Source organism: Streptomyces sp. NPDC059008, from assembly GCF_042749045.1.
Lineage (GTDB): Bacteria > Actinomycetota > Actinomycetes > Streptomycetales > Streptomycetaceae > Streptomyces.
The window spans coordinates 1-12,555 of record NZ_JBHYJC010000025.1 but is presented as its reverse complement, the minus strand read 5'-3'; the positions used below and the strand labels follow the sequence as shown (position 1 = coordinate 12,555).

General features: G+C 72.2%; 10 protein-coding genes. 5 read left to right on the top strand and 5 right to left on the bottom strand.

Annotated elements, in window-relative coordinates; genetic code table 11:
* Positions 1-24: 24 nt before the first annotated feature.
* Genes ACFWZH_RS25965 through ACFWZH_RS25955 form a run of 3 tightly spaced genes read right to left on the bottom strand, consistent with a single transcriptional unit; the run spans position 25 to position 3,564 of the window.
* The gene (locus ACFWZH_RS25965) at positions 25-867 is read right to left on the bottom strand and encodes an amino acid ABC transporter ATP-binding protein (RefSeq protein WP_384435817.1); all 843 of its coding nucleotides are present in this window, start codon (positions 865-867) and stop codon (positions 25-27) included.
* A complete protein-coding gene (locus ACFWZH_RS25960) occupies positions 851-2,680 on the bottom strand; it encodes an FAD/NAD(P)-binding protein (protein WP_384435814.1) in 1,830 nt (609 codons plus the stop codon). Before ACFWZH_RS25960 ends, ACFWZH_RS25965 begins: the two co-directional genes overlap by 17 nt.
* Positions 2,677-3,564, bottom strand: a complete 888-nt coding sequence (locus ACFWZH_RS25955) for an amino acid ABC transporter permease (RefSeq protein ID WP_384435811.1) — start codon at positions 3,562-3,564, stop codon at positions 2,677-2,679. The genes ACFWZH_RS25960 and ACFWZH_RS25955 overlap by 4 nt, the downstream gene beginning before the upstream one ends.
* Positions 3,565-4,000: 436 nt before the next feature.
* On the opposite strand from ACFWZH_RS25955, the gene ACFWZH_RS25950 reads away from it, so the two are divergent.
* The 3 genes from ACFWZH_RS25950 (at position 4,001) to ACFWZH_RS25940 (ending at position 6,753) form a co-directional block, all read left to right on the top strand.
* Entirely contained in the window at positions 4,001-5,110 is a 1,110-nt protein-coding gene (locus tag ACFWZH_RS25950; protein WP_384435808.1) for an LLM class flavin-dependent oxidoreductase, read from the top strand.
* Positions 5,107-6,054 (top strand): ABC transporter substrate-binding protein, encoded by a 948-nt coding sequence (locus tag ACFWZH_RS25945; protein WP_384435806.1) that lies wholly within the window; start codon positions 5,107-5,109, stop codon positions 6,052-6,054. The genes ACFWZH_RS25950 and ACFWZH_RS25945 overlap by 4 nt, the downstream gene beginning before the upstream one ends.
* A 246-nt stretch (positions 6,055-6,300) precedes the next feature.
* Positions 6,301-6,753, top strand: a complete 453-nt coding sequence (locus ACFWZH_RS25940; RefSeq protein WP_384435803.1) for a cell division protein SepF — start codon at positions 6,301-6,303, stop codon at positions 6,751-6,753.
* A 13-nt stretch (positions 6,754-6,766) separates the two neighbouring features.
* Here the strand turns inward: ACFWZH_RS25940 and ACFWZH_RS25935 are convergent, their stop codons facing one another.
* Together ACFWZH_RS25935 and ACFWZH_RS25930 are read right to left on the bottom strand one after the other, a co-directional pair.
* A complete protein-coding gene (locus ACFWZH_RS25935) occupies positions 6,767-7,972 on the bottom strand; it encodes an acyl-CoA dehydrogenase family protein (protein WP_384435801.1) in 1,206 nt (401 codons plus the stop codon).
* 116 nt (positions 7,973-8,088) lie between these two features.
* Positions 8,089-9,732, bottom strand: coding sequence for an MFS transporter (locus ACFWZH_RS25930; RefSeq protein WP_384435798.1), 1,644 nt, complete (start codon positions 9,730-9,732; stop codon positions 8,089-8,091).
* A gap of 210 nt (positions 9,733-9,942) precedes the next feature.
* Between ACFWZH_RS25930 and ACFWZH_RS25925 the strand changes: the two genes are divergently transcribed.
* Complete coding sequence (locus tag ACFWZH_RS25925; protein ID WP_384435795.1) at positions 9,943-11,136, top strand: hypothetical protein; 1,194 nt, start codon at positions 9,943-9,945, stop codon at positions 11,134-11,136.
* A 286-nt stretch (positions 11,137-11,422) separates the two neighbouring features.
* Complete coding sequence (locus tag ACFWZH_RS25920; RefSeq protein WP_384435792.1) at positions 11,423-12,460, top strand: phosphatase PAP2 family protein; 1,038 nt, start codon at positions 11,423-11,425, stop codon at positions 12,458-12,460.
* Positions 12,461-12,555 lie beyond the last annotated feature (95 nt).

Sequence of the window (12,555 nt, the reverse complement as noted above, 5' to 3'; positions counted from 1 at the left end):
GCTGCATCGACGTACTCCTCATCCTCAAAGGACCTTGGCGAGAAAGGACTTGGTGCGCTCCTGGCGCGGGTGGTCGAGGACCTCGGCGGGCGGGCCCTGCTCGACGATCCGTCCGTCGTCCATGAAGACGACGGTGTCGGCGACCTCACGGGCGAAGCCGATCTCATGGGTGACGACGATCATGGTGGTGCCCTGGTGCGCCAGGTCCTTGATGACGTCGAGGACCTCGCCGACCAGCTCCGGGTCGAGCGCCGAGGTCGGCTCGTCGAAGAGCAGCAGCTTGGGTTCCAGGGCGAGCGCACGGGCGATCGCCACGCGCTGCTGCTGGCCGCCGGAGAGCGTCCTTGGGTAGGCGTCCGCCTTGTCGGCGAGCCCGACCCGGGCGAGCAGCGCCCGCGCGGCCTCGGCGGCGTCCCTCTTGGGACGGCCGAGCGCGGCGACCGGGGCCTCGGTGAGGTTCTCCAGCACGGTCAGATGCGGGAAGAGACGGAAGTTCTGGAAGACGAAGCCGATCTCCGTGCGCTGCTTGAGGATCTCGCGTTCGGGCAGCTCGTAGAGCCTGCTCGCCCGTCGCCCCCCGCCACCCCTGCCGAAGACCCTTCGGGCCGGATCCCTGGTGTCCCTCCGGTAGCCGACCAGCACGCCGTCGACGTGCACCGAGCCGCTGTCGACCTTCTCCAGGTGGTTGATGGTGCGCAGCAGGGTGGACTTGCCGGAGCCGGACGGGCCGAGCACGACGGCGACCTCGCCGGTGCGGACCTGGAGGTCCACCCCCTTGAGGACGTCGAGCGAACCGAAGCGCTTGCGGACCGAACGGACCTCGACCATCGCGGTCTGCCGGACGGGTGGGTCAGTGGCCGGTGGCATGGGACTCCTCGGGGGTGGGGGCGGAGACGGGGACGGCAGCGGGCGCGCCGGCCCGGTCGCGGAGGAAGGTGAGCAGCGCCCGCGCGGCGGCGTCGTTCTGCCGGAAGGCGGGGGCGTTGGTACCGGGGCGGGCGAAGGCCCCGGAGGAGCGGGCGTCGGTGTGCGGGCCGAGGGCGAAGCGGCGCGGGTGCGGGCGGCCGGCCCGGTCCAGGATCCGCGCGTCGGCGGCGGACACCGCCAGCAGACCGGCGGGCGTCGCGGCCGCGCCGTCGACGTACAGGCCGCGCAGCAGCGCGTCGCGGGTGTGCTCGACGGTCGGCTCCGGCAGCCGGGCCTCCACCAGCGCCCGGGCCTCGACCCGCTCCCCCGGCACACTGGCGCTCCCGGCCGAGAACACCCCGCGCCGCTCGTCGGCGGTGACGGTGGTGCCGGCGCCGAGGAAGCGGACCACACCGGCCCGGGAGAGCGCGAGCAGCTGCCGCAGCCGCGGGCCGGGCGGACCGGACGCCAGATAGCTGAAGAAGCCGTGCCACCAGGGGCCGAGGTCGCCGAGGCGGACCAACTGGCCGTAGACCGACAGCAGCGCGTGGGAGACCGCCAGGTCGGGGCTGTGCGCCGGGTCGTGGCGGCGGGCGAGGTCGGCCTCGATGTAGCCGCGCAGTCCCTCCTGCAGCGCCTCGCCGTCGCGGTAGCGGATCCCGGCCAGCGGCTGGTCCAGGGCCGCCGGGTCGAGGCGGTCGGCGGGGTCGGGGACGGCGGCGGTGACCAGGGCCTGGAGTGCGGCGCCGGCGGGGTCGGCGGCGTCGTACTTCTCCTCGAAGTCCGGCCGGTGCATCCGGGTGCGCTCGGGGTGGGCGGTGAACAGCCGGTGGTAGTGGGCGAAGCCCAGCTCCTTGACGATCAGCGGCCAGACATCGCGGCGGAAGGTGATCCGGCCGGGCCGGGCGAGCAGCTCGTCGACCTGTTCGGGGCCGAAGAAACGCGGCAGCGGCGGCCGTTCCCCGTCCGGCGGGTAGCCGATCTTGGAGTGGTAGGGCACCCCGCGCCGCGACCCGACGTGCAGGACGGGTTCGCGCCCCGAGGGCCGGTAGGTCAGCCGCCCGTCGGCGCCGGTGGTGTACCTGCCGCCGCGCCCCTCGGTCAGCAGCACCATGAGGTCGACGAAGGCCAGCCCGAAGCCGCGGACGAGCACCGGCTCGCCGGGCTTGAGGACGCTCAGATCGCTGTCGGCGGTGAACGCGGGCGGCAGGTGCGTCAGCCCGTGGCGGGCCGCGAAGTCGCTCAGCTCCCGCTGCTCCGGCGAGGGTTCGGATTCCAGATGCCCCAGGGTGAGCACCACGAGGTCGGCGAGCAGCGGAGTGGGGCGGCCGGCCAGCCACACCTGCTGGCGGCCGTCGCGGGAGCCGGAGACGCGCAGGGCCGTGTGCCGGTGTTCATGGACGGTGACGGACGGCGGCAGCGCGGCCAGCGACTGCTCGTAGAACCAGCGCAGATAACCGCCCTGGTCCTGCCGGCTCACGAACGTCCGCCCGTCGGTCCGGGCCCACTGGGCGAGCGTGGGACCCGGTCGGACCGGGCCCTCCTGCTCCACCGAGGTGTCGGTGAACATGGTGACGTCCTCGGCCGTGGAGTTCATCCACAGCAGCGGGGACTGTTCCCGGCGCCAGACCCGGCCGGCGCCGGGCGGGTACGGGTCGACGAGGTGGATGTCCAGGGGCCGGTCGCCGTACAGGGAGGGGAGGTTGGCGGCGAGCCGCTCCAGGACGCCGGTCCCCCGCGGACCGGCGCCGACGATGACGAGCGAGGCGTTCACCGGGCACCGGCCGTGCCGCGAGCGTAGTGCCGCTCGACGAAGTACTGGCCGACGCCGAGCGCGGAGGTGACCACGACGTACCAGAGGGTGGCGACCAGCAGCAGCGGGATGACCTGGTAAGTGCGGTGGTAGACCAACTGGACGGAGTAGAGCAGGTCCTGGACGGCGATCACGCTGACGACGGAGGTGCCCTTGAGGGTGCCGATCAGCATGTTGCCGGCCGGCGGCACGATGGCGCGCATCGCCTGCGGCAGCACGATCCGGCGCAGCCGTCGCCAGGCGCCCAGGCCCAGCGACTGGGCGGCCTCCAGCTGCCCCTTGTCGACGGAGAGGATGCCGCCGCGGACCACCTCCGCGGCGTACGCGGCCTCATGCAGGGTCAGTCCGACGATCGCGACGGTGACCGGGCCGAGCAGGTTGACGGTCTTGACGCCGAGGACCGTCGGGTACAGCGCCCCGATGTTGAACCAGAACAGCAGCTGCACCAGGATCGGCATCGATCTGAACAGCCAGACGTACCCCCAACTGACGCCGCGCAGCACGGGGTTGGTGGACAGCCGCATGGTCGCGAGCAGGGTGCCCAGGGCGAAGCCCAGCACCATGACCAGCGCGGTCAGCCAGAGCGTCAGTCCCAGGCCGCGCAGTACGGCGGTGGTCAGGAAGTAGTCGGCGACCACGTCCCACTGGAAGGCGTCGTTGCGCACGACCGAGGTGGCGGCCAGCGCCAGCAGGGCGAGGACGACGGCGGCGGCCGCCCACTGGCCGGTGCGGCGGCGGGCGACGATGCGCGGGACGGCGGGGTCCGGGGCGTCGTCGGGCGTCGCTTTGGCGGACGTGGGGGAAGCGGCGGGGGCGCCGAGGGTGTCGGGGTCTACCAAGGACATGGCGAAGGCTCCGTGGGTGCCGAGAGCGAGCACAGGCTCTGAGCGCCTTCACACGGGCCGCACGGATCGCGCCCCTCAGCACGACCGGCCCTTGATGCTATGGAGTGAACACGCCCTGCTGTCAAGGCCGTCCGTCCAGTGAGCGATGGGTCACTCGGCGGTTGACGGGGAAACGGATGCCTGTTCCACTTGGTCGCATGTACGCATGGCAGCGGCTGGTCACCCGCGACCACATCGACTTCGGTCGTGTGTGGTCGTCGTCCTGTTGAGCTGACGCCCTGCCCTGCAGCCCGCCGCCGACAAGGCCGGGCCGTTTCGCGGTTCTCCCTCTTCTGTCAACCGCGCGCCTTCACACGCACTCCGCGCCGCCCGTTCGGCTGCCCTCCCCTCCCCTCGTAGTACCCCCGTTTCCGCTCCTCCCATAGAAGGGCGCGGTATGCGCTTCGGCGTCATGACTTTGATCGACAACGTCCCGGACGCGCTGTCCGGACATCTCCTCACCCCGCACGACCGACTCCAAGAGGTCGTCGAACTCGCCGTACTCGCCGAGGAGTCGGGCTTCGACGCCTTCGGTGTCGGAGAGCGGCACGGTGCGCCGTTCCTGTCCAGTTCCCCGCCCGCGGTGCTGGGCGCGATCGCCGCCCGCACACGGCGCATCCGGCTCTTCACCACCGTCACCGTCCTGTCCACCCTCGACCCGGTCCGGGTCGCCGAGGACTACGCCACCGTCGACCAGCTCTCCGGCGGCCGACTGGAGCTGACCATCGGCAAGGGCAACGCCCCCGAGCCCTGGCACCTCTTCGGCCGCGACCCGGACGACCAGTACGCGCTGCAGGAGGAGAACTACGAACTGCTGCGCCGGCTGTGGAGCGAGGAACAGGTCACCTGGTCGGGCCGCTTTCGGCCCTCGCTCCGGGACGCCACCGCGCTGCCGCGCCCCTATCAGCAGCCGCCCACCATCTGGCACGGCAGCGCCACCAGCGAACGCTCGGTGGAGCTGGCCGCCCTGTGGGGCGACCCGGTCTTCACCGCCAACGTCATCCAGCCGGTGGCCGATTACGCCAAGCTGATCGACCACTACCGCGCACGCTGGGCGGACTACGGGCACGATCCCGCGGCGGCACTGGTCGCGGCGGGCGGCACCCTCTACGCCGCGGCCGACGACCGCACCGCCCGCCGGGAGTTCGCGCCGTACTACCAAGCGGCCGTCGCCGCCCGTGACGTCCCGGGCAACAACACCCCGTTCCGCACCCTGGACGACGCCGCCGACCACGGCCCGGCGCTGGTCGGCTCCCCCGGGCGGATCGCCGACAAGATCCGCGAGCAGCATGCGGCGTACGGGCACGCGCTGCAGTTCTTCTCCGTGGACAGCGCCGGGCTGCCCTTCGCGCGCAAGGCCGAGGTGCTGCGGCTGACCGCCGCCGAGGTACTGCCGCGGCTGCGCGACGAACTGCCCGATCCGCTGCCCTGGCCGTCCGCCGCGCCCACACCGGAGTCGATCGGCCCGCTGCCGTTCGACAAGCACCTGGAGATCCCGCACCCATGACCAGCACCCCGCCCCGCACCACCGCACCGCGCGCCGCGGCCCTCCTGGCCGCCGCCGTCCTGGCGCTCACCGCCTGCGGTTCGGGCGAACCGCAGGGCGGCACCGGGGCCGCCGGGCCCGCCGCCGCCGAGATCCCCACCGCGGACGTGGTCTCGGCGGTCCGCAAGGACGCGGCCGCGGCGAAGCTGCTGCCCGCGGACGTCCGTGCGCGCGGCAGCCTGTCCCTCGCCGCCAGCGTCGGCACCCCGCCCGGCGCCACGTACCTGTCCGACGGCAAGACGCCGGCCGGTCAGGACATCGACTTCGCCGACGCGGTCGGCAAGGTCCTCGGCCTGCGCATCGACCGCGAGGTGGCGAGCTTCGAGGCGATCCTGCCGGCCCTGGGCAGCGGCAAGTACGACGTGGGCACCGGCAACTTCGGCGTCACCGACGAGCGCCGCCGGACCCTCGACTTCGTCACCTACGTCAACGACGGCCAGGGCTTCGCCGCCCGCAAGGACAGCCCGCTGAAGAAGGTCACCTCGCTGCGGCAGCTGTGCGGGCTGACGGTCGCCACCGGCGCCGGCACCACCTTCGAGGCGACGCTGGAGGAGAACAAGCAGCAGTGCGCCAAGGCCGGCGAACGGCCGTACGACGTCAAGACCTACGCCGAGCAGGGCGCGCTGTGGATCTCGCTGCGGCAGGGTCGCAGCGATGTGGTGATGAGCACCATCAACGGGCTGCGCTACGCCGTCGGGCAGCAGCCGGACCTGCGGTTCCTCAACGAGTTCAAACGACTCGACGTGGGCTTCGCGTTCAAGAAGGGCACGCCACTGGCGCCGGCCTTCCAGGCCGCGGTCAACCGGCTGCGCAAGGACGGCACCTACGACCGGATCCTGAAGAAGTGGGGCACCGGCGCCTCGGCGATCACGACGTCGCAGATCAGCCCGCCGGAGATCAAGTGAGCCGTGCGCCCCTCGCGCACCGGCCAATTGCCGACAGTACTCGACATCACTCGATCGGGTACCGACCGTGATGTTCTTCATACTGTCAGTTCCCGTACGGGGCGCGGAAGCTGATGGCGCGCCACCCTCTTTGCACCAGATGTGTCACGAACCCCCCGTGCGGCGGCTATCCACTTGGCACACCCTCCGCCTCATGGACGACGATAGGGGCGGACACGCAGACACCGCGGGTGAGAGGAGGCGTCAATGGGATCGGTGCGCAAGGCGAGTGCCTGGCTTGGCCTCGTCGACGACAGTGATGACGAGCGCTACTACGACGACGACTACGCCGAGGGACCCCATGCCGGTGACTCGGGCGGCAGCAGCCCCTGGGTGACCGACCCCCGGGTCCGGGTGGCCGACGCGACCGCCCAGGACCAGGGGACCCGCATCGCCACGGTCACCCCGGAGAGCTTCCGGGACGCCCGCGGCATCGGCGAGCTCTTCCGGGACGGCGTCCCGGTGATCGTCAATCTGACGTCCATGGAGCCCGCCGACGCCAAGCGCGTGGTGGACTTCGCGGCCGGCCTGACCTTCGGCCTGCGCGGATCGATCGAGCGGGTGGCCACCCGGGTCTTCCTGCTCACCCCCGCCGACTACAAGGTGCTCAGCGGAGAGACCCACGACCACCGCAACGGCGGATTCTTCAACCAGAGTTAGCGGGCGGGGCCGCTCACCGGAAGGCGTCCAGGCCGGTGAGCGCCTTGCCCAGCACCAGCTGGTGCATCTCGACGGTGCCCTCGTAGGTGAGCACCGATTCGAGGTTGGTCGCGTGCCGCATGACGGGGTACTCCAGCGAGATGCCGTTGGCGCCGAGGATCGTGCGCGCCGTGCGGCAGATCTCGATCGCCTCCCGCACGTTGTTCAGCTTGCCGAAGCTGATCTGCTCGGGGCGCAGCCGCCCCGCGTCCATCCGCAGCCCCAGATGGTGGGCCAGCAGGATCCCCTTGTGCAGTTCGACGGCCATGTCGGCGAGCTTGGCCTGGGTGAGCTGGAAGCCACCGATCGGCCTGCCGAACTGCTCCCGGACCTTCGCGTAGTCCAGCGCCGCCTCGAAGCTGGCGCGCGCGGCGCCCATGGAGCCCCACACGATGCCGTAGCGGGCGTGGCTGAGGCAGCCGAGCGGGCCGCGCAGGCCGGTGACCTCGGGGAGCACCGCATCGGCCGGCAGCCGTACGTCTTCCAGGACGAGTTCGCTGGTCACCGAGGCGCGCAGGGACCACTTGTGCTTGATCTCCGGGGTGGCCAAGCCCGGGGTGCCGGCCGGGACCAGGAAGCCCCGGATGCCCTCGTCGGTCCCGGCCCAGACGACCGCGACACCGGCCACCGAGCCGTTGGTGATCCACATCTTGCGCCCGTTGAGCACCCAGTCCGTGCCCGCGCGCTTGGCGTACGTGCGCATCCCCGCCGGGTCGGAGCCGTGGTCCGGTTCGGTCAGGCCGAAGCAGCCGATCACCTCGCCGGACGCCATCCGGGGCAGCCACTGCTGCTTCTGCTCCTCGGAGCCGAAGCGCCAGATGGCGTACATGGCGAGCGAGCCCTGGACGGAGACCAGCGAGCGGATACCGGAGTCGGCGGCCTCCAGCTCCAGACAGGCCAGTCCGTACTGGACGGCGGAGGCGCCGGCGCAGCCGTAGCCCTGCAGGGACATGCCCAGCGCGCCGATCGAGCCGAGCTCGCGGGCCAGTTCGCGGATACCGGGCAGCTCGCCCGCCTCGTACCACTGGGCGATATGCGGCAGGACGCGGTCGGCGGCCCATCGGCGGACCGTGTCGCGGACCGCACGGTCCTCGTCGGTGAGCAGGTCGTCGATGCCCAGGGGGTCGCCGGGGTCGAACGGCGGGACCGTCGAGGACTGTGCGGACGGCTGTGCGGACATGGCGGGCCTCCGGCGGGTTCAGCGCTCGCGCGAAAAACTAGCAGTGGTAGTTATAGCGCGTCCGACGGTACGGCCCGGGGTGCCGCGCGGCAAGGGTCACCGCCGCGCGGTGCGGCTCAGCTGCCGGACCTCGCCGGGGCGGGCTCGCCGGCGCCCGACACCACGCCTTCGCCCTGCGCGGTCTCGCCCTCGGTCTCCGCCCGCTCCGTGGACTCCGCGGCCCGGCGCGGCAGCCGCAGCGCGATCGCGGCGCCGACCAGCAGCAGCAGCGCGCTGGCGACGAGGGTGACGTGCAGCCCGCGGACGAAGGAGTCGCGGGCGGCCTCGCGCAGCGCCTCCCGGGCGGCTCCGTCCAGGCCCGCGGCCACCTTGTAGGCCTCGCCCAGGGAGTGCGCGGCCGAGGCGGAGGCCTTGCCGGGGACGCCGTCGACATCCGCCAGGCCCGGGGCGTAGGCGGCGTTCATCACGCTGCCGAGCAGGGCGACACCGATGCCGGCGCCGAGCTGGTAGGAGGTCTCACCGATGGCGGCGGCGCCGCCGGACTGCTCCGCGGGGGCCTCACTGAGCATCGATTCGTACGCCCCGAACAGCGTGGACTGGAAGCCGAAGCCGAGCAGGACGAAGCCGCAGGCCAGCAGCCAGGGGCGGTCCTGGCTGCTCATCGCGGTCAGACACAGCACGGCGACGGCGGTCAGCACGAAGCCGAGCGAGACCATCGCACGCGGGCCGAGGGCCTGCAGCATCTTCGAGCCGGTGAGGCCGGCGGCCATCGCCGCGAAGACCAGCGGCAGCATCCGCAGCCCGGTCTCCAGGGGGCTGAGGCCGAGCACCAGCTGGAGGTACTGGACGGCGATCAGCTGCAGGCCCACCAGCGCCAGCATGGCCAACACGATGCAGCCGACGGAGGTGCCGAACGCGGGCCGGGCGAACAGCCGCATGTCGATCAGCGGGTGCGCCCGCCGGCGCTGGCGCCGTACGAAGAGGATCAGCAGCCCGGCGCCGAGGACGATGGGCAGCAGCGTGGTCGGGCCCACCACGGCCATACCGCTGCCGATCCGCTTGACGCCGAGGACGATGCCCAGCACGCCGAGCGCCGCGACGACCGCGCCGATCACGTCCCAGGGGCCGTTGCGCTCACCGCGCGACTCCGGCAGCAGCCACCGGCCTATCAGCAGCATCGCGGCCATCATCGGGATGTTGATGAGGAAGACCGAGCCCCACCAGAAGTTCTCGACGAGGAAGCCGCCCAGGACCGGGCCGACGGCCGCGCCGACCGCGGCCACCGCGCTCCAGACGCCGATGGCGACCGCGCGCTCGCGCCGGTCGGGGAAGACCTGCCGCAGGATCGACAGCGTCGCGGGCATGATCATCGCGCCGCCGATGCCGAGCAGGGCGCGGGCCACCATGAGGATCTGCGGGTTGGGCGCGAGCGCCGCGGCGGCGGAGGCCAGACCGAAGAGGCCGTAGCCGAGCAGGAGGACGCGACGGCGGCCGACGCGATCACCGAGGGTGCCGAAGAGGATCAGCAGCGAGGCCGCGATCAGCGGATAGACATCCACGATCCAGAGCAGCTCGACCGGTCCCGGTCGCAGGTCCTCGGTGACGGAGGGCACGGCGACGTAGAGGATCGTGGTGTCCAGTGCGACGAAGAGCAGGCTGACACACAGCACGATCAGCACGGTCCAGCGGTTCACACCGCCGCCTGAAAGCCGGGGAACACCAGCCGTCCGTCCACTGCCGGACGCGGTCGTCCCGGACATAGCACCTCCAGTCATGCTCTCGCGGCCACGGATCAGGGCGCGAAAAACGCCCCGGTGGAACCGGCGGCACGGGCGAGTTGAGACGTCAGACTACGCGAGTCGCCGAAGGTGCCGCGTGGCTCACCTCACGATGAGACGCTCATCGCAGCGCCGTCCGTTCCCCCACCCGCGGTCGGTGGACGTTCTTCGGCCACCTGGATAATCGTCCGGATGAACGACCTTGCCTCGGTCGGGGTTCCCGGCCGGATACTGCGCGAGGGCCCCGCCGTACGGGCCGCGCTGCGCCGCGCCGCGCCCGCGCTGGCCGCCTACGCGGCGATCCGGCTGCTCGGCCTGGCCGCGCTCGCCCTCTGGTCGGCCGCCGACGGCAAGGACTGGCACACCCTGCTGACCGCCCGCTGGGACTCCCTCTGGTACACCCGCGTCGCCGAGCAGGGCTACGGCTACGCCGTCCAGTTGCCCAGCGGCGACGTCCACTCCAACCTGGCGTTCTTCCCGCTGCTGCCGTGGCTGGAGCGGGGCCTGTCGGCGATCTCGCCGCTGTCGCCGGCCGACGCCGGGATGGCGGTGACCTGGCTGGCGTCCCTGGGCGCGGCCTGGGCGCTGTACGCGACCGGTGAGCGGCTGTACGGACCGCGGGCCGGCATCGCGCTGGCTGCGCTGTGGGCCGCGCTGCCCGTCGGCATCGTGCAGTCGATGGCGTACTCCGAGTCGCTGTTCACCGCGCTCGCCGCCTGGAGCCTGTACTGCGTGCTGACCGGGCGCTGGGCGAGCGCGGGGGTCCTGGCGTCGCTGGCCGGGCTGACCCGGCCGGTGGGTGCGGCGGTGGTGGCGGCCGTGTGGATCACCGCGGTGGTCACCCTGCGGCAGGAGCGGGCCGGCGGCATGCGGCTGCGCACGGCGCTGCGCCGGCACCGGGGAATGCTGACGGGCGTGCTGCTGGCACCCCTCGGCTGGTGCGGCTACTTCCTGTGGGTGGGCGTGCGTCAGGGCTCGCCCACCGGCTATCTGGACGTCCAGGGCGGCTGGGGCAACGGCTTCGACGGCGGTGCCGCGTTCGGCGCCTTCGTGGCGGACCTGCTGTCGGGCCCCGCCTTCGCGGCCGGCCTCGCACTGCTCGCCGGCCTCGGCCTGGTGGTCTGGCTGTATGTGCGCGGTGTACGACGGGGCCAGCCGCTGCCGCTGGCGGTCTACGGCGGGCTGGTACTGCTGCTCGCGCTGACCGCCAAGGGCTACTTCGGCTCCAAGCCGCGGCTGATGATGCCGGCCTATCCACTGCTGCTCCCGCTGGCGGCGTCGCTCGCGAACTGGCGCCCGGCACCGCGCCGGCTGCTCATCGGGCTGGTGGCCGCGGGCTCGGCGGTCTACGGGGCGTTCTGGCTGAACGGATCGGGACCCCCGTGATCATCTTCCGGTCACGCCGACCGGAAGATCCCACTCCGTGGCCCGCGCCCCGGGGGAAACATCACACAGCGCCCGGGCAAATGGCGGATAAACTCCGCGGGAGAAAAGCAGATAAGGCGCTGAGCGCGCCGACACGAGAGTGTCCGGAAGGGATTGAGAATCGCTGTGAATTCTCATCCAAATCCCCGAGGCGAAGCCTCGTTTGAGACGCATTCCACATCACATCGTCATTACAAAGCGCACAGTTTGACCAAGCAGCTACATCACACGCGGTAACGTCGATTGAGTGCGTACCGATGAGAAGCTCGACCAGATGGAGGAGCGCCCGACCGATCGCGCCCGGCCACCGCAGATGACCCGGACCCGCCAATGGCTGTTCGGCGGCACGCTGGCGGTGTACGCGGCGATCGTGGTCGGAGTGCTGACCACTTCATGGCTGGTCGCCTTCGACTGGCAAGTCATGTTCTTCCGGCCGTACAAGCAGTGGCCGGAGATCCATGCCTTCCTCGACTACTTCGTGGTGCTGGGCCAGCGCGGCCCGACCGCGGTGGCGGTGGCGGCCTGGCTCGGCTGGCGCTGCTGGCGCCAGCGCAACCTCCACCCCCTGCTGGTGCTCGGCGCCTCGCTGCTGCTGCTGAACATCACCGTGGGCGCCGCCAAGCTCGGCATGAGCCGGCTCGGCCCGCACTACGCGACGACCGTCGGCGCCAACGAGATGTGGCTGGGCGGCGACATATTCCCCTCGGGCCACACCGCGAACGCCGTGGTCACCTGGGGCGTGCTCGCCTATCTGGCGACCACCCCGCTGCGCCGCCGCACGCTGTCGGTGATCGCCGCGCTGGGCGCGCTGGGCGTCGGCATGACGACCGTCTACCTCGGTACGCACTGGGTCAGCGATGTGCTGCTGGGCTGGGCCGCGGGGCTGCTGGTGCTGCTGGCGATGCCCTGGCTGGAGCCCGGCATCACCTGGGTGGAGGACCGCCTCATGGGCATCCTGCTGCGGCTGTGGCTGCGGTTGCGCCCCGATTCGCTGCGCGGCCCGCTGCCGGCCGGTTCGCTGGCCCCGGGGGTCTCCCGCCAGCGCATCGCCCCCGACGGCGAGGTGCTCGTACGCGAGACGATCGGCGCCGGCACCGGCGGCCGCTCCGCCGGCCACGCCCCGGAGAACTGGCCGCACCACCCGTCGCGCCCGTACACCATCCGCTCGGAGCGCACCCCGGTCACTCCTGCGGGCGGCAGCCGGCGACCGCCGCACGCGGACCGCGTCCCGCGCACCACGCCGCTGAGCCCGACGTCCGGGCGCGGCCGCAACTCGGGCGGCTGACCCGCCCCACACCGACCGCGGGGCCGGTACGCACACACCCCTCCCCGCACACCAGGGCCCCGGCCGCTCCCCTCTGGAGGGGGCCGGGGCCGGGG

Bases quoted from the DNA above. Each gene is read 5' to 3' on its own strand.
- ACFWZH_RS25955 (WP_384435811.1), bottom strand. From the start codon at position 3,564: ATGTCCTTGGTAGACCCCGACACCCTCGGCGCCCCCGCCGCTTCCCCC.
- ACFWZH_RS25965 (WP_384435817.1), bottom strand. From the start codon at position 867: ATGCCACCGGCCACTGACCCACCCGTCCGGCAGACCGCGATGGTCGAG.
- ACFWZH_RS25945 (WP_384435806.1), top strand. From the start codon at position 5,107: ATGACCAGCACCCCGCCCCGCACCACCGCACCGCGCGCCGCGGCCCTC.
- ACFWZH_RS25935 (WP_384435801.1), bottom strand. From the start codon at position 7,972: ATGTCCGCACAGCCGTCCGCACAGTCCTCGACGGTCCCGCCGTTCGAC.
- ACFWZH_RS25930 (WP_384435798.1), bottom strand. From the start codon at position 9,732: ATGTCCGGGACGACCGCGTCCGGCAGTGGACGGACGGCTGGTGTTCCC.
- ACFWZH_RS25925 (WP_384435795.1), top strand. From the start codon at position 9,943: ATGAACGACCTTGCCTCGGTCGGGGTTCCCGGCCGGATACTGCGCGAG.
- ACFWZH_RS25950 (WP_384435808.1), top strand. From the start codon at position 4,001: ATGCGCTTCGGCGTCATGACTTTGATCGACAACGTCCCGGACGCGCTG.
- ACFWZH_RS25940 (WP_384435803.1), top strand. From the start codon at position 6,301: ATGGGATCGGTGCGCAAGGCGAGTGCCTGGCTTGGCCTCGTCGACGAC.